Annotated in this window: 21 protein-coding genes; 14 read left to right on the top strand and 7 right to left on the bottom strand. The window is 35.4% G+C overall.

Annotation, left to right across the window (positions count from 1 at the left end; translation table 11 throughout):
* Nucleotides 1-291 precede the first annotated feature (291 nt).
* From EUBELI_RS08590 to EUBELI_RS08580, 3 genes are read left to right on the top strand one after another with little or no spacing between them, the layout of a single operon-like run.
* Nucleotides 292-1,101: a hypothetical protein gene (locus tag EUBELI_RS08590; RefSeq protein WP_012740009.1), complete on the top strand. Its 810-nt coding sequence runs from the start codon at nt 292-294 to the stop codon at nt 1,099-1,101.
* Entirely contained in the window at nt 1,098-1,988 is an 891-nt protein-coding gene (locus tag EUBELI_RS08585) for a macro domain-containing protein (RefSeq protein ID WP_012740008.1), read from the top strand. The genes EUBELI_RS08590 and EUBELI_RS08585 overlap by 4 nt, the downstream gene beginning before the upstream one ends.
* 13 nt (nt 1,989-2,001) lie before the next feature.
* Complete coding sequence (locus EUBELI_RS08580) at nt 2,002-2,556, top strand: TIR domain-containing protein (protein ID WP_012740007.1); 555 nt, start codon at nt 2,002-2,004, stop codon at nt 2,554-2,556.
* Nucleotides 2,557-3,097: 541 nt separating this feature from the next.
* Here EUBELI_RS08580 and EUBELI_RS08575 read toward each other — a convergent pair.
* The 5 genes from EUBELI_RS08575 to EUBELI_RS08555 all read right to left on the bottom strand — a co-directional run bounded on the left by EUBELI_RS08575 (nt 3,098) and on the right by EUBELI_RS08555 (nt 6,584).
* Nucleotides 3,098-3,676, bottom strand: a complete 579-nt coding sequence (locus tag EUBELI_RS08575) for a helix-turn-helix domain-containing protein (RefSeq protein WP_041688272.1) — start codon at nt 3,674-3,676, stop codon at nt 3,098-3,100.
* A gap of 107 nt (nt 3,677-3,783) precedes the next feature.
* Entirely contained in the window at nt 3,784-4,419 is a 636-nt protein-coding gene (locus EUBELI_RS13705) for a barstar family protein (RefSeq protein ID WP_012740004.1), read from the bottom strand.
* 129 nt (nt 4,420-4,548) lie between these two features.
* On the bottom strand, nt 4,549-5,022 hold the full coding sequence (locus EUBELI_RS08565) for a dihydrofolate reductase (RefSeq protein ID WP_012740003.1): 474 nt from the start codon (nt 5,020-5,022) through the stop codon (nt 4,549-4,551).
* Nucleotides 5,023-5,094: 72 nt separating this feature from the next.
* Nucleotides 5,095-5,925, bottom strand: coding sequence for a hypothetical protein (locus tag EUBELI_RS08560; protein WP_012740002.1), 831 nt, complete (start codon nt 5,923-5,925; stop codon nt 5,095-5,097).
* A gap of 17 nt (nt 5,926-5,942) precedes the next feature.
* A complete protein-coding gene (locus tag EUBELI_RS08555) occupies nt 5,943-6,584 on the bottom strand; it encodes a helix-turn-helix domain-containing protein (protein WP_012740001.1) in 642 nt (213 codons plus the stop codon).
* 220 nt (nt 6,585-6,804) lie between these two features.
* Between EUBELI_RS08555 and EUBELI_RS08550 the strand changes: the two genes are divergently transcribed.
* The 5 genes from EUBELI_RS08550 to EUBELI_RS14675 all read left to right on the top strand — a co-directional run bounded on the left by EUBELI_RS08550 (nt 6,805) and on the right by EUBELI_RS14675 (nt 10,442).
* Nucleotides 6,805-7,002, top strand: coding sequence for a transcriptional regulator (locus tag EUBELI_RS08550; protein ID WP_012740000.1), 198 nt, complete (start codon nt 6,805-6,807; stop codon nt 7,000-7,002).
* Complete coding sequence (locus tag EUBELI_RS08545) at nt 7,003-8,097, top strand: site-specific integrase (protein ID WP_012739999.1); 1,095 nt, start codon at nt 7,003-7,005, stop codon at nt 8,095-8,097.
* Nucleotides 8,081-8,452 carry a plasmid mobilization protein gene (locus tag EUBELI_RS08540; RefSeq protein WP_012739998.1) on the top strand — a complete coding sequence of 124 codons (372 nt, stop codon included), beginning with the start codon at nt 8,081-8,083 and terminating at the stop codon, nt 8,450-8,452. The genes EUBELI_RS08545 and EUBELI_RS08540 overlap by 17 nt, the downstream gene beginning before the upstream one ends.
* A gap of 30 nt (nt 8,453-8,482) precedes the next feature.
* Nucleotides 8,483-8,860, top strand: a complete 378-nt coding sequence (locus EUBELI_RS08535; RefSeq protein WP_012739997.1) for a TnpV protein — start codon at nt 8,483-8,485, stop codon at nt 8,858-8,860.
* A gap of 307 nt (nt 8,861-9,167) precedes the next feature.
* The gene (locus tag EUBELI_RS14675; RefSeq protein WP_012739996.1) at nt 9,168-10,442 is read left to right on the top strand and encodes a plasmid recombination protein; all 1,275 of its coding nucleotides are present in this window, start codon (nt 9,168-9,170) and stop codon (nt 10,440-10,442) included.
* Between the two features lie 35 nt (nt 10,443-10,477).
* On the opposite strand, the gene EUBELI_RS08525 is transcribed toward EUBELI_RS14675, so the two are convergent.
* Both EUBELI_RS08525 and EUBELI_RS08520 read right to left on the bottom strand, forming a co-directional pair.
* Nucleotides 10,478-11,128 (bottom strand): PDDEXK family nuclease, encoded by a 651-nt coding sequence (locus EUBELI_RS08525; RefSeq protein ID WP_012739995.1) that lies wholly within the window; start codon nt 11,126-11,128, stop codon nt 10,478-10,480.
* Nucleotides 11,125-11,367, bottom strand: coding sequence for a helix-turn-helix domain-containing protein (locus EUBELI_RS08520; protein ID WP_041688270.1), 243 nt, complete (start codon nt 11,365-11,367; stop codon nt 11,125-11,127). Before EUBELI_RS08520 ends, EUBELI_RS08525 begins: the two co-directional genes overlap by 4 nt.
* Before the next feature lie 147 nt (nt 11,368-11,514).
* Between EUBELI_RS08520 and EUBELI_RS08515 the strand changes: the two genes are divergently transcribed.
* The 6 genes from EUBELI_RS08515 to EUBELI_RS13700 all read left to right on the top strand — a co-directional run bounded on the left by EUBELI_RS08515 (nt 11,515) and on the right by EUBELI_RS13700 (nt 16,408).
* Entirely contained in the window at nt 11,515-12,237 is a 723-nt protein-coding gene (locus EUBELI_RS08515) for a TRM11 family SAM-dependent methyltransferase (protein WP_081458306.1), read from the top strand.
* A gap of 106 nt (nt 12,238-12,343) precedes the next feature.
* Complete coding sequence (locus EUBELI_RS08510; RefSeq protein ID WP_012739992.1) at nt 12,344-13,177, top strand: DNA adenine methylase; 834 nt, start codon at nt 12,344-12,346, stop codon at nt 13,175-13,177.
* A 12-nt stretch (nt 13,178-13,189) separates the two neighbouring features.
* Nucleotides 13,190-13,807 carry a hypothetical protein gene (locus EUBELI_RS08505; protein ID WP_012739991.1) on the top strand — a complete coding sequence of 206 codons (618 nt, stop codon included), beginning with the start codon at nt 13,190-13,192 and terminating at the stop codon, nt 13,805-13,807.
* 21 nt (nt 13,808-13,828) lie between these two features.
* Nucleotides 13,829-14,632, top strand: coding sequence for a DNA-methyltransferase (locus EUBELI_RS08500; protein ID WP_012739990.1), 804 nt, complete (start codon nt 13,829-13,831; stop codon nt 14,630-14,632).
* Nucleotides 14,622-15,485 carry a type II restriction endonuclease gene (locus EUBELI_RS08495; protein ID WP_012739989.1) on the top strand — a complete coding sequence of 288 codons (864 nt, stop codon included), beginning with the start codon at nt 14,622-14,624 and terminating at the stop codon, nt 15,483-15,485. The genes EUBELI_RS08500 and EUBELI_RS08495 overlap by 11 nt, the downstream gene beginning before the upstream one ends.
* 8 nt (nt 15,486-15,493) lie before the next feature.
* On the top strand, nt 15,494-16,408 hold the full coding sequence (locus EUBELI_RS13700; RefSeq protein ID WP_012739988.1) for an AlbA family DNA-binding domain-containing protein: 915 nt from the start codon (nt 15,494-15,496) through the stop codon (nt 16,406-16,408).
* Nucleotides 16,409-16,413: the final 5 nt, after the last annotated feature.

The following is a 16,413-nucleotide window of genomic DNA, read 5'->3' as shown; positions in this document are numbered from 1 at the left end:
GTGGATAATAACAAAAAAACTATGTATTTTTGAATTAAGATATATGTGAAGTGATGTAAATACATTTGGGGTTTTAATCAGTACATTGAGTTTATTTCCATAATGATATTATGAAGTGTTTTCTGTAATACAGTAAGCTTTGTTAACATATTAGGGAAGTGAGATGTATATATTTACTAACCTGAGTGTTTGGATAGAAATTTAGAAGATTGTTGAAAGTATAAACGATAACGCAATAGTGGCATAGATATTTGCCATGTAACAATATGATAAAGACGAGAGGTATACAGTATGGGACTAAGTTCTTTGACAAGATATAATCTTTTTATTGAAAGCGGAGATTTAATAGAAAGTGGTGAGGGAATAGTACGCTTTAGGGATTATCTATCGGTTAAGAATATGTATTATGATTCTGCACGACTTTTACGTGGCTTTGAAGACATAATTAACAATGGGGAGAGAATGCCACAAATGGAAGAATACCAAGCAATGTTTGATCGCAATGTAAAAGAAGTCCAAAATTTAGTTTTCGTGCATAGAGTAACAAATCAAATACAACAGCAAATGAGTAAAAAAATGGAAAAAGAACAGTCTTTTTCCAACTTATTTAAAACATATTTTAAATACTTATTAAAGGCTATTGCAGATTATCAAGAAGAAGTTATAGAAACTAATTTTATTGAAATTTCGGATGATGAAAGCATTCGTACCGCGAGAAAGAAAACCTTTTTATCATACGCATATTACGACAAGGGATTAACTCAAGCTTTGTTTTACTATTTTTGGCGTCGCTCTGGATTATTATATGTTAATTGGATGTGGGATGGAGTAAATAATCACAGTTCCGTCACCAAAGAGAAATTGGAAGAAGCTTTAAAAGATAGCAATCAGTTTTTGTTTCTGAGAACGACAAATAGTGAGTTGCGGATTCGTGGTAATAATAGCATTCGCCAATGGTGTGCTTGGGAAATTGGGAATTTTTACACAAAGCATAAAGAAGAAAAATATTACACAAGCTTTTATGATAAAATAGAGCCAAGAAATGACATCTTAGATACATTTAGACCGATGAAAGAAGTAGTTCTAGGAGAGATACGATGAAAGTATTATTTTGTACGATGAGATATAACTGGCATTACATATTTATTACAAGCAACAAAATTACTGCATCCCTCTTTTCTGTTTGGGGATTCGTTACATTAGTTACACCAACAGACATTATGTTAAATTGTATTGATAATGTAGTTATGCGAATGATTGTAGCTGTGTTTATTTTGATGGTAATCTATTTTGCCATAGTGATAGGTGTCACAATATATACTAAGCAAAGAAAACAAGTGAAAATTTTTGATCTTCACTCAAATCATTCGCTGTTTGTAGAATATGGGGATTTATTTAATAATGGAAATCCAAATGAAAAGAAGAACATTGTTTTTGCTGGGAATAGATGCTTTGACACGATAGTAGATGATGACTTAGTAGGATCAAAAAAAATTCATGGTTTGGCATTAGAACGAATATATAAGCAAAACAACAGAGATTCTGATACAGTCTCAAATGAAATACAAAACAATTTGTTATTGCATGGATATAAGTATACGAATATTAAACAAAAAGAAAAGCGAAGTGGAAACTTGCGTCGATATGATATCGGATCGGTTGCTGAAATAAAGGGCCTCAACAATGAACAGTATTTTATCTTAGGACTGACATATTTTGACAATGAATTAAGAGCCCATGTCGAAAAAGAAGACTATATAAAAGCGATAGCTTCTTTAGTAAAATATATTTCAGAACGTTCTCAAGGCTTTCCTACATATATGCCTGTAATTGGAACGGGAGGGGCTGATGTGGGCAGTGCAAATGACTTAGCTGTCTATATTGTTAAAACAATTGAACTTTTTAAGGATAAAATAGATTGTGATATACATATTGTTGTAAGGGATAAAGAAGAAAAAATAGGTTTGATGAACCTAAAAATGTTATAGGGAGGGACCACACATGAACAGAACAGGTACATATGTTGCTTTTGATGGGCAAGGAACTACAGATCCTACAGAAAGCGATATTCATTATTTTAACTTGCTGAAGGCATGGAATAGATTAGGAAGTATAGATTTCAAGTTTACTAATTCACATGAAAAAACTTATCAAGTGCGGGATAGCTCATCAAAGGCAACGCTTTTTAACAGATTGGAAACTAGATTATCAGCAAGTAAGAATTTTCTTTTGATTATAACGGATAAGACAAATTATGATAGAGGAATTCTTAATTGGGAAATTGAAAAAGCCGTTGATTATTATGAGTTACCAATCATAATAGCGTATCCAGGGTATTCTAAGATTGGGGCACCTTCAGAATTGAATACCATGTGGCCAAAATCCTTAGCGGAACGAATACAAAATGGAAATGCCCATTGTATACATATACCTTTTAAAAAGGAACCGATTTTTGACGCGATTAATCAGTTTTCTGTTGTTAATTCAAAGTATCCTAAGGGGGGTGCTTTGGGGTGTTACTCAGACGAAGCGTATAAAAGTTGGGGGATTGTTTAGTAACGTGAAAATGCCCTTCAGCTTACATTCTGTTTTGGATACAATAGTTTTGTAATATCAAGATTAAAAATCGCATCAAGATGATACAATTTTGTGATTGAATAACACCATATTTATTAAAAAACAAACAGGAAAAAGAGTTTGCATGAGACTGGTACTAACGATTAGTACCACAAAACTTTTTCTTGCAGAAATATTGGATGTAGATTATAATTTCCATAGGTGGACAAGCAAACCGACAGAAAATTATTCTGTGAGTAGTAAAAGAAACCTGCAAGCCACCTGAACTACACACAATAATGAAAAAATGCAATGGTACTGGATTGGTACTAAAAATATGTGAAACGAAAAATAACGTGTGGAAAAAGTATAGATTATCAATACAAAACAGTATAGATAACCACATTAAAATAACCTACATCAAACCAAACTTTGCGAGTTTGAATAAGGTACAAGAGCCAAGAAATGCTGAATTTAAGGCGTTTCTTGGCTCATTTTTGGTTGAGTGACAATCAAATGACAATAATATTTGAAAACTGATTTAGAAGGAATAATTTCCGGGTAATCCATATCGATATATGCGGATGTTGTTAATCCAGCTAAGACAATTAGACTTTGAGGTATAGTTAAGGTTGTATCCGCCATTATAACGACCTGGAACTGAGATAATATTGTATCCTTTTTGTCTTAAATTTGTGATAATAAATCTTGGAACTCCTAATTGTTTTAAAGTAAGATTTTTGATTGGATTTGTAGCCAACATGGTAATTACTTTGGTTTCGAGAATTTGTATTTCGGCTGCAGTCATATAGTGCCCTCCTTTGGTTGAGATTTGTTTAGGAGGAACATTTAAGAAAGATTTTACATAGGCATACAATTGATGTACATTCCCGTTAAAGAATTCCTCTGCAATTGATTGAGGTGTATTGCAGTCACGTATTCGTTCTAAAATGGTGGAGAAAATTAGTTCTCGCTGAAATTGTTTATAGGTACGATTAAAAACGACCTTGCAAATTCTAGTCAATTGCTTTGTCGAATAGCCTAGCGCTTTTGCTACTTCATGTTGTTTAGTTCTGTTATAAGCATAATAGATGATGTTCTTTGCGATTGTATTTTCCATTTGCATCCTCCGTATATATAGCATTATCTCATAGGGAAGAAAGATAGTCTTTGTCAAAAAGGGACATTTTATCTAATATTTGAAATCTGATGCCCCGTAAAGACAGATCAAAATATATGTTCATCGTATAGTTCCAAGTATTTGTTATTACTTTCGTGGTTTTCAATAATTGATATGATTGTATCGAAATATTTGTTTCCCAATGCCTTTCTGCTTTGTGTGGAATATATCCAAACAATGTGAAGCGGTTCAGCATATTCGTGAATGCCAAATCCACCCCACAGCAAGTCGCTAAAAGCATTCATATTACGACCTATTTTGAAGTCAATTTTAGAAGTTAATTTCTGTTCTATTTGGTCAAAAAAATCATTAAGCGTATGGATATCACGTCCATCAATGAATATCCACTTTTCAGCATTTGCATCAAGGATAGGATTTGTTATTTCAGTTACTATGAAAGTGCCTATTACTCTTGGACCTTCATATATATCCAAACACTTGTTGAGCCATAATATATTTGCATAATATTTCGGTGAAATAAAAGTAATGGAAGCGGGGATAGATTCGTTCAAGGATACAGCACTATCAAAGCTAAGAACAGAGGTTGTCATACAGTTTTCTTTAATCATTGTGGTAGGACGAATGTCGGGAAAGATGGGGGTTATTCTACCAGTGTTTTTAATATTCCTTTTGCATCTATATTGAGCATATAATTTCCGCCTTCCTATTTTTGGTGTAATCATTCCATATCACCATATTTTCATTTTCAATATCTTGAATAACACTCAACAAGCAAGATTGATCAGTATCAAATTCAAATTGCAGTATATTGTATTTGTCTGGACGTTCTTGGAAGGTCCTGGTTACAATGGCTACTTCTTTCTTATGTATGTAGTCCTCGTATACTTAGTATTCTCGCCAAATGTTTCACCTATAATCAAATCGAAATCATTTACATCAAACTCTGGAAAAAATACATCTCCATCTTCGATATTCATATCTACTTCTGTAATGTACATTACATCAACAAAAGGGATAGCCTCTTTGTATACTCCATACCCTCCTGCTATATAAATATTTGAATTGTCAGAAAGTGCCAATGCTTCTGCCAAAGATGATACAGTAATTAGGTTTTCGCCTTCATATTTCATTGTCTTTGATACTATTATATTTTGGCGATTTGGAAGTGGATGACCAATTTCTTCATAAGATTTTCTTCCCATAACTACAATATTTCCGATTGTAAGTTCCTTAAAAAATTTTTGCTCACCTTTGATTTTCCAAGGAATCTCACCATTTCTACCAATAACATTATTTTTTGACCTTGCAACAATCAATCCAATCATTTTCTACCTCTAAAGTTTTTTATTTGTTTTTTTTGTAAACAAAAGATTCCCAAAAGGGGTTTGGGGAATTGCTTATAAATCTTCTTCTGCAAAGAATTCAAAGCTAACATTTTCTAATAGTGAATCTTCATAATCATCAAAGTGATTGAGACAGCAGTTTTGAATTTTCTCGATTTTTTCTTTGGGTGCAACTATGACTATCACAGATTCACAGTTACGGTCTGTATTAGATTTATAGTTTTCACACATATATTTAACATTCGTTATCAAATGTTCAAGTCTATTATTTGTAATATTAGTAATAGTCCAATATTTGATTTCAAAAATCAAGTCATTCTTGGTATGTTTTGAGAGAGCGATAATATCGTATTCGAGTCTGCCTATACGCAAGTTTTGTTTGAGAAGATATCTGCGAGAAAGCTTTTGGGAAAAATATTTGTAACATTTATCCTCTATTTGCATGTATCTTACAACTCTGTCGGATGAAACATTTGTTGAATTGTTTTGTTCTGTAGAGATTTCATTAGCTACTTTTTCAACAGTTTCTGAAGAACTTAATTGTGTGGCGTTAATCTTTTTGGTAATGGTATCAGATTTTATTTGCTCGTCAAGTTCTTTTTGAATGCTATACCATTTACAACAGCCAATAATTATTAAGACTAGACCTGTTACAATAAGTAGAATGGAAACTACAGGCATAATTGTGGTTGTGAAATCTAATAATTTTAAATTATCATTCATCCTTTGAATTGAAATTTCGGATAGGTTATCGTAATCATTTTGGCTTATGAGTTTGTAGTTTGTGTTAAGTATATAAAGATATGCCAATACAGGTAGTGTGATAAGCAACATGCCTAGTGAAACGAGAAATTTGTAAAAACTATCGTATTGTAATTTATCCATAATTGTGTCCTTTCAGATTATTCTCTTTTCGGTTTCCTTTTCCTTTTCACATAAGAGAAATCCGGAAACAAGTCTTTTAACAATTCAGCAGCTTCTTCTACATCGTCATCTTCATTCATTTTTTGAACCAGTAGCTGGTCGTCATCATCAAGATTCAACGAAACAGTGTACTCTTTATTTGGGTCTGTTGGGTTCATTGGGTATTTTACCTCTTTAAGATAATATTCCGTTTCTGATATTTCTCCATCTTCCAGTTTGTCTCGTAAACGTGCCCAATACTCAACCATCTTTCGGAAGTTATCAAGGTCTTCCTGTGGACGGGGACCGGCACTAGGAAGCCGCTCTTCAAATTTGAAGCATATTTCTCCATGTTTCAGGGTAGGTCGTAGTCCATATGCCCATTCAATGTCAAACAGCACATGAAGTGCGCTGAATATGTTTGCAACATCAGGGTCAGATAATGCATAAAAGCTGACTCCCAGATTGTTTGCAATATTTAATAAAGTTGCTTCATCCGGATATCTGTTTCCGAGCTCATAGTTTCTGATAGTGGATTCGTTTAATCCACATTTATCTGCTAATTCCTTTTGCGTCATATCAGATGCAATTCTGAAATTTCGAATCAAATAGCCTACCCGGCTGGTGAATTTCTCGCTCATTTTTACTGCTCCTTATTAGTGTAATGAGTGTTGTAGAATGCACGAAGACACGAGGTACAAAACATGCATCTGTGTATATTATATCATCAACAGTGCAAAAATGAAATGTTTTTTAGTAAAAAGTATTTACAGTACAAAAATGAACTGCTAATATAATGCACATCAAAACCGTTCGGAAATGAACTGAATAATAAAAACGAAAGAGAGGAGGCATTGGCTTATGGAGAACAAGAGATTTTTGACAGCACAGGATGTCATGGATATGCTGGGAGTTTCGCTATCGTATTCCTATAAACTGATACGACGGCTGAATGCAGAACTTGAGGCGGATGGATTCGTGACAATAAAAGGGCGTGTCAGTACACAGTATTTTATGAAACGAATCTACGGGCTGTCTACGGATAAGGAGGTGGGATAGATGGCGGTTATCAAGAATTATAAGACTGGAATGTGTGAGGTGAGAACCTATTATAAGGATTTGACCGGAGCAAGGAAACAGAAAACCAAGAGGGGCTTTGCAAAGAAGAGCGAAGCCCTTGAATGGGAGCGTAATTTCAAGCTGAAAGAGGATCAGAGTATCAGTATGAGCTTCAAAAGTTTTGTGGATATTTATCTGACGGATTTAGAGCCAAAAATAAAACGCAATACTTTCCTGACAAAGAAGCACATTATTGAGACAAAGATTCTGCCTTATTTCGGGAAACGAAAACTGGATGATATTCGAACCTCGAATGTCATCCAGTGGCAGAATGAGATTATGAAGCTGAAAAAAGATAACGGGGAGTTATTCTCCCCTACCTATCTGAAAACCATTCATAATCAGCTTAGTGCCATATTAAATCATGCGGTAAATATGTATGGCCTGAAAGATAATGTGGCACGAAAAGCCGGAACTATGGGTAAGGAAGAAAATAAGGAAATGGAGTTCTGGACACAGGAGGAATTTCAGGCATTTTTGGAGTGTGTGGTAGATAAGCCTATTTCGTATTATGCATTTGAAATACTTTATTGGACTGGTATTCGTGAAGGTGAGCTGCTTGCCTTGACACTGGGTGATTTCAATTTTGAAAAGAAAACGCTTCGGATAAACAAGTCATATCAGAGGTTGGAAGGTAAAGATGTAATTACAGACCAGAAAACACCAAAGAGTAACAGAACCATTGCCATGCCGGATTTCCTTACTATAGAGATGGAGGATTTTATAAAAAACATATATGGAATCAAGATGGATGACAGAATTTTTACCATTTCAAAAAGCTATCTGCATCACGAAATGGATAGGGGAGCGAAGCTTGCAGGAGTGAAAAGAATCCGAATCCATGGATTACGACATTCGCATATTTCCCTGTTAATCAATTTAGGATTTTCAGCATTGACAATAGGGGAAAGAGTCGGACATGAGTCGGTAGATATCACTTATCATTATGCACATTTATTTCCAACGGTGCAGACGGATATGGCAGCACAACTGGAAACAGAAAGGGAGGCGTTGGTCGATGTCAGAAAAGAATAGAGATGATAAAAACAGATGGCGTAATGTGACAATCGCATTTCGCATGTCACCGGAGGAGAATGAAGAACTAAATAACCGGGTGAAACTCAGCGGATTTCGCACCAAGCAGGATTATATTATCCAGAGTGTTCTTCATCAGAAGGTGGTTGCAACGGGCAATCCGTTGATGCTGGTGCAATTTCGGAAGAATCTGCAACAGATAGGGCGTGAGCTTGAAAGAATTGAAAAGGCATCGGATATGGATGGGGAGTTGCTAACTCCCATCCGCTCCATGCTGGAAATACTGGAAGGATTCAAGGAGCAACCGAAAACATTGGCAGATATGAAGCAACTTACAGTACCAAATGGGGAATAACAGATATTCTGTATAAAGGAAGTGACTGCTATGAGCGAAGAAACATTATTTGAAAAATTAGGTGTGAAATACATAGAAAAAGACGGCATTTTTTATCCGTTGATTACATTAGGTGGAGAGGAAAACAGTACAGATGTTGGGAAATATGGTCGTATGTGGATGGATTACATACAGAAGGAATATCCGCAGCGATACAGAAGTCTGGTACGATTTGGCAAATTACATGATAAGGCGACCAAGGTAAATGAAGTAGCTTATGAATTGCTGGAGGATATTGAAAATGAGTGGTTGCGTAAACACAAACCCAAGCAGTCGAATTCTTTTGTGGAAATGTATCAGCTACGGACTCAGGCGAGAATGATAGCAGAGGAAGTAGTTCTGCATGATGTGGTGAATTGTTTTCATTAGGGGATAAGTGGAGTTCTGTATCGGAGCTGTGGCTGGTAAATAGTATGTCGCGTATACGCGACTCATAAGCTCACAAAAGGGAGCTTTATCCAGCGACGAGAGCCGTATAGCCACTCCGGCGAGGAGCGCAAAACCCGCTTGCGGGTCTGCATTTTTGATGGCGAAGCTGTCAAAAGTGCTTTTACGTACTTTTGACAAAAGTAACAAAACCTTCCCAAGGAAATCTGCTGTTTCGTGCCGTATCCGGCACTCATTACGGATAAGAAGGTGGTGCCTATATACATACCAAAAGAGGAGGATTTTGACAATGGAAAGAACAATCAGTTTCATGAATGGAGAAGGTTCCATCGGGCACAACACTAGGAGATTTATAGCTGACAATGTAGATGCCAGCCGTACCAAGAATAACATCACTCTTATCCACGAGGATATTAAGCAGGCTTATCATAAATTGTTTGACAAGGCACTTAAGGAATACAATGCAAAACAGAAACGCAAGGACAGGCAGATTAAAAGTTATTATGATAAGATTTCCCGAAGCAAGCAGGAAAAATTATTTTATGAGGTTATCGTTCAGATAGGCAATAGGGATGATACCGGAGTAGGTAGTTCTTCTGCAGAGGTTGCAACATGGGTGCTAAAGGATTATGTGAAAAAGTTTCAACTTCGCAATCCACAGCTTTATGTGATTGGTGCTTATATTCATCTGGATGAGGAAACACCACATTTGCATCTGAATTTTATCCCTTGGGTATCCGGTTGCAAGAGAGGATTGGCGACAAAGACAAGTCTTAAGGCGGCACATGCTACCAGAGGATTTGCAAGCGAGGGTAAAGGGAACACCGAATGGAAGCAGTGGGCAGAGACTGAAAAAGATGATATTGCCCTTATCATGCGTCGGTACGGGATTGACTGGAAGAAGAAAAACACGCATAATCAGCATTTATCCGTACTGGATTATAAGAAGCAGGAACGGGCAAAAGAAGTGGCTGTACTTGAGGAGGAGTTGGAGGGCGCACAGGTTGTTCTGGAATTAAAAGAGGAACAGATAGAGTCTTTGGAAAAAGAAATTGAAAGTAAGCGGGAATGTTTTAGAAAAGAACAGTCTGAGGCTCAAAAGAAGCTGGATGATACCATAGCCGAAAATCAGAAATTACAGTCGGAAACAATGGATTTACGCTTAAAGAATTCTGAATTACGACTGGAATATTATGAGAATGTAGATAAGCTCACGGATAAACAGAAGGAAATTGAGGCTGCGCAAAAAGAGGCAGACAAGTGGATGATGATATCGGATACTGCAAAATTACAGACTGAACGGGCTGAATTTGAACTGGAAGAGGCAGAAAGACTTAAGAAGGAACTTCTGAGAGCGGTCGATGGCGACGATTATCTGAAGGAGCAGGTGATAGAACTGAGGTATCAAAACCAGATATTGCGGGAGGAAAACCGTAGCCTCAAGGAAAAGCTGGAAAAGGCGTATGAGTTTATGAGACAGTTTGTAATTGGTGGGATTAATCTGCTGGAGAAGTTTATGGAGTGGCTCGGGGAGAAGGTCAAGGATGTGGGGAGAGGAAGGTGATGTGCACCTTCCTATATTTCAAAATAATTTTTTTACTATTCGAGTGTAATTAAATATTTTAAGCAGGGAATTTTAAAATAAAAAGCTCTATTTTTGTCTGATACGATTCTGTCATATTTCCTTGAATAAATTGCATGATAAGGAATGGAATCTTTCGTTCTGATTTGAATATACTTTCCATTTGCAGTATGTAACATTGCGTCAGGCGAAAGACAAAGTTGGTCATTTAGAATGTCACATATGTCTATGTAGTCAAATTTTAGTTGGGCAGCAAGTTCGGCATATTTTGGCAATGATAGGTCTACTAATATAGGTGGCAAAAACATCCAATTCTCAGGCGCTCCTTCTTTGTTGATGCGAACATATAACATTCGATTGATTTTTTTATATAACTTACTTTCTTCAAAGAGCTTGAAAGATAGTAATTCATCAATAATAGATGCGGTTTGTGTGATAAACATTGTTTCAGCAGGAATTCCGAGTTTATTACATTTGTTAGTTTTAAGCTCTCCATCTTCGAAATCGAGAGTAGTATTGGAAAGTTGAAGTCCAATAGTGAGTTCTAAAATCTGTCCGGTTTTACCTTTATTAACAACAATATTATTAAACTGTTCTTCGGTAAGGTATTCCTTAAATGGAATATAAGCAAGTTTTTCGATTCTTTTCTGAGCTTCTATTAGTTTCATGTTTTATCAACCTCCTTAAAAAATTCACTAATCTCAACACCAAGTACATTTGCGATCTGATTCAACACAGAAATAGAAAGACTCTTATCACATCCGGCAGCTTCGATTTTGGAGAGATAGCTGATGCTGATTTTAGCCTGTTCGGCAAGTTGTACCTGTGTTAATTTTGCTTGTTCTCTGTAATTTTTTATATTTGCACCTATAACACGATATAGGTCAGTATCGTTTTCGAAATACATGGATTTGCCTCTTTCACTATTTGTGAATATTATCTCATGAGATGTATAACACATAAATTCACTTATAGTGAAAGAAGAACACTATGGATTTTTGTATGAAATTGAGTTACAATGTAGAAATGAACAAAAAAGAAGGAGGTATGTCTTATAAGTTTACAACCAAATAATTTTAGGCTTGAACCAACAACAGTCTGGTCGTTTCCGGACAGAGGCAGTTGGGCAACACATTCAGGAAAGTATCGAGGAAATTGGTCGCCATATGTACCAAGAAATCTGATACTTCGGTATTCTAATCCCAGTGATTGGGTCTTAGATCAATTTATGGGTAGTGGAACAACCTTAGTAGAGGCAAAGCTACTCAATCGTCATGCGGTAGGTGTTGATATCAATCCGCAATCTGTTTCAATCTCTGAAACGAATTTACAATTCCGATGTGAAACAAATTCAAAAATCTTTACACGAAATGGAAATGCTACAGATTTGCATTTTATCAAAGATAGTCGAATTGACTTTATCTGTACGCATCCGCCATATGCCAATATCATCAAATACAGCAAAGGGATAGAAGGGGATATTTCATTGCTTAATGTAGAAAAGTTTTTGACAGAAATGCAGAAGGTGGCAGAGGAATCATATCGTGTGTTAAAGAAGGGAAAAATGTGTGCTGTAATGATTGGGGATTTAAGAAAATATGGAAAGGTCATTCCGTTAGGATTTCGTATGATGGAATGCTTTTTACAGGCAGGATTTGCAAATAAAGAAATTATAATTAAGGAGCAGCATAATTGTCGTTCTACTGATTTTTGGGAAAAACGAAACAATAATTTTCTGCTTCTGGCACATGAGTATATATTTGTATTTCAGAAGTAAGATAATTCACAAAGAGTGAAAGTTTTGGTTGTTATTTTGTATGTTTGCAAGTATAATAAATGAGTAAAAGATTGTCCTTTTGCGGACATAGAGAAGAGGAATCAAAATGAGTAATTCAAGTGTAGCTCCATTTGTGAAATGGGCTGGTGGGAAGCGTCAGTTAATTCCGCAAATAAAGGAGAGAATGCCTGAAAAATATAATGATTATTATGAGCCATTTGTGGGTGGCGGTGCAGTTACATTCGAATTGCTACCTGCAAATGCTTTGATAAACGATATCAACAAAGCGTTGATAAATGCTTACAGGCAGATATGTAATGCACCGGAAGCATTTCTGAAGGCAGTAAAGAAGCTGGATGAGGAAATGTGGGAGGACGGCAAAGAATATTATTATTCTCTTAGGGAGCATTACAATGATAAGCTGATGAAAGCGGAGTTTGATGTGGAGTTGGCTGCATTGTTTGTATTTATCAATAAGCACTGTTTTAACGGCTTGTATCGTGTAAATGGCAAGGGACTTTTCAATGTTCCATACAACAATAGTCGTAGGGTTTCAGTTGATGCAGAGGTTATTATGGCTACTTCAAATTACTTGCAGGGAGTAACCATTATAGATGGTGATTTTGAACTGGCTTGTAAGGATGCAAAGAAGGGCGATTTTGTATTTATTGACAGCCCGTATGCACCATTGAATCCTACCTCTTTTGAATCATACACAAAAGAGGGTTTTGATATAGAAAGTCATAAGCGACTAGCAAATCTTTTCGATGAATTAACAGCCAGAGGTTGCTACTGTATGCTCACAAACCATAATACAGACTTGATAAATGAACTGTATGGTAACAAAGGCTATAAAATAGATGTTGTAAGTGTAAAGCGTATGATTAATTCAGATGCATCTAACAGAGTTGGCGAAGAAGTGATTATATGCAATTATTAAGGAGATAAAGCAATGGGATATTTTGATGAACAACAAAGAATTGTTGATTATGTCACTCACGATGGTATGATAATAGAATTAACACAAAATAAGGATAATTTGAAAAGTAATTATCAGGTATTAGAGACTTATGCAGATTCTTCTCAATTGGCAATAAGATATCCTGGATATAAGACAACTAGAGCTAAATGTGATTATTGTGTATATTTAGTAGACGAAGATGGTGAACATCCTATTTCTCATGTTGAGATTATGACTGATCTATATAATAAAACTACTATGCAAAATTATAAGCACATGAAACAGTATATTGAGGATGTTGCGACAATAGGTCGTGATATTAATATTGATGTATCTTTACTCTCGGCATTTGAATATGGTTTTTCATTTGAAGTGTTGACCGATTTGATGTTTTATATTGCAATTCAAGAAGATATCAATTATCCAGGGGAACGTTTCCAAGGAAGAAAAATGTGTTTTTATAGGTATCTTGAAGCAATATATTGTAAAGTACATACTAATCATCAAATAGAAGAAGCGATAGATAAAGCTGTTGCATATGGATATATACCTAGAAATTGGAATGATGTAGGAGAATTGTATAATATCGTTTCAAGAATAAAACGTTAATTATAGAGAGGCGAAATATATATGAATCAAGTTTGGGGTTCAAAGGTGCCATTATATTTCGAGACAGAACAATCACAGTTGGTATTAGGTGATTCCTTTAAAATTCTAACAAAGATGAAACCGGAATCTGTTGATATGATATTTGCAGATCCACCTTATTTTTTAAGTAATGATGGCATTACCTGTCAGGGTGGGAAAATGGTTTCGGTAAATAAAGGCTCATGGGATAAGCTTTCGGAAAGTGGAACCGGCGTCGAAGAAAAACACAAGTTTAACAGAAAGTGGATTAAGTTATGTAGGAAAGTACTAAAGCCGAACGGAACAATATGGATATCAGGAACATTACACAATATATATTCGATTGGTATGGCATTGGAGCAGGAAGGCTTCAAAATCATCAACAACATTACATGGCAGAAAACAAATCCACCACCAAACTTAGCATGTCGATGCTTCACACATTCTACGGAAACCATATTATGGGCACAGAAGAATGATAAGAAGTCTCGGCATTTTTTTGATTATCAGAAAATGAAAGAAATGAACGGTGGAAAGCAGATGAAGGATGTGTGGACAGGAGCATTGACGAAACCTTCGGAGAAAACAGAAGGTAAGCACCCTACGCAGAAACCGGAATATTTGCTTGAAAAAATTGTGCTGGCATCGACGGAGGAAGGACAAGTTATCTTGGATCCTTTTTGTGGATCAGGAACTACCGGAGTAGAGGCGGTACGATTTGGACGAAAATTTATCGGAATAGATGTAAGTGAAGAATACTTGGAGATATCCAAGAGGAGATTGGAGAAGGTAGCAAATGACAAATAGAAATTTTGATGAATGGCTGAGTAAGTTCAGACCGAGTATATCAAGTTATGATTATTATATCGACTTTGCAAAGGTCGTAAGAAATGTAGATGAAATCAAGGTGGAATTAAACATCTTAAATTCCTTGATTGCTTCTAAAAATATTGAAGAAGAATTTGAGAAGATAGTGACAAAGTATCCGGAAACTTTACAATGTGTTCCTCTGCTTCTTGCGGTGCGAGGTCATGAAATATATGCCCAGGATGAAGAAGGAGCTTTCCTATATAATTTCAAGAAAATGAATTACAGTGTGGAACAGTACAAGGTATTTATGCGTAAGACCGGATTGTTTGATATGATTGCAAATCATTTGGTAAATAATCTTGTGGATTATGCTTTGGGTATCGAAACCGGATTGGACTCTAATGGTCGTAAGAATCGTGGCGGTCATCAGATGGAAGATTTGGTCGAGAAGTATATTGTGGCAGCAGGTTTCAAAAAGAACGAGAATTACTTTAAAGAGATGTACTTAAAAGATATTGAATCTAAATGGAATATTGATTTGTCGGCACTTTCAAATCAGGGAAAAGCTGCAAAGAGATTTGATTTTGTAATCAAGACGGATAAGATGATTTATGGTATAGAAACAAACTTCTATGGCGGTGGCGGTTCAAAACTAAATGAAACTGCAAGAAGTTATAAAATGCTTGCGCAAGAGGCAGATACTATTGAGGGCTTTACATTTGTGTGGTTTACGGATGGAATTGGCTGGAAGAGTGCAAGAGGTAATTTAAGAGAGACATTTGAGGTTATGGATACGATTTACAGTATCAATGATATGGAGAATGGGGTTATGCAGAAATTATTTGAATAGGAGCATATATGGTCGATAAAGATAAAGTTATTGAATTAATAGAGCGTGGACAAGAAACAGATTTTTGTGATTTTAAGAGAGAATTTTACCATACAGCCAAGAAAGCAGATATGATAAAAGATATTCTTTCTTTTGCAAATAGTACTATGTGTGGTGATAAGTATATAATATTTAACGTTGATGATGAAACACGTCAATTATGCAATATGAAAATAGATTCTCTTCCAGATGTATCAGAAATAAATGGATTGTTAAGAGAGTATTGTGAACCATATATTGGAATAGAACTGTGTTGTTTCTCTTATAAGGAAACGAATGTGGCATACATAAAAATTTCAGCAGATTATTTTGACAAACCATATATGGTAAAAAAAGACTATGTGCGAGAGGGAAGGACGTTATTACAGCAAGGGCAAGTATTTGTTCGGAGAAATTCAGATAATTATAAAGCAAATAGAAGAGATTTGGATGAAATATATGAATCACGAGAAAAAAGGAGCATACAAGTATGTAAAGGTGAAATAGAAGAACGGGAGTTTGTGATAAATAATCAAGTTAGAAAATTATTTTTACTAACTTTTCTCTTCGAAAATAATGCTAAGGACAATTTCTTGATAGAGGAAATAAAAGTGATATTTAAATGTTTTGGTCATTGTTTTTCGGCATGTGTACAAGACATAATCGATATAGATAGTCAGAGGATGGCTGAAAATGATATAATTAGTAATATACCATTTTCCGTTGATCCATATACAACAATACAGAAAAATTTGCGCTTTGGATTATCTAGTGCTTGTATTGAAAAAATACAAGAATATAATTTAAGGGAAAGTGAAGTTATTGTTGGAATAGAATTACATGATGTGAAAAAAAGAAAAATATGTTCGCAAGAGAAAAAATGTACCATTAAACTTTGTAAATAGATAGG

Source organism: [Eubacterium] eligens ATCC 27750 (assembly GCF_000146185.1).
GTDB lineage: Bacteria > Bacillota > Clostridia > Lachnospirales > Lachnospiraceae > Lachnospira > Lachnospira eligens.
This window is presented reverse-complemented; position numbering and strand designations above follow the sequence as displayed.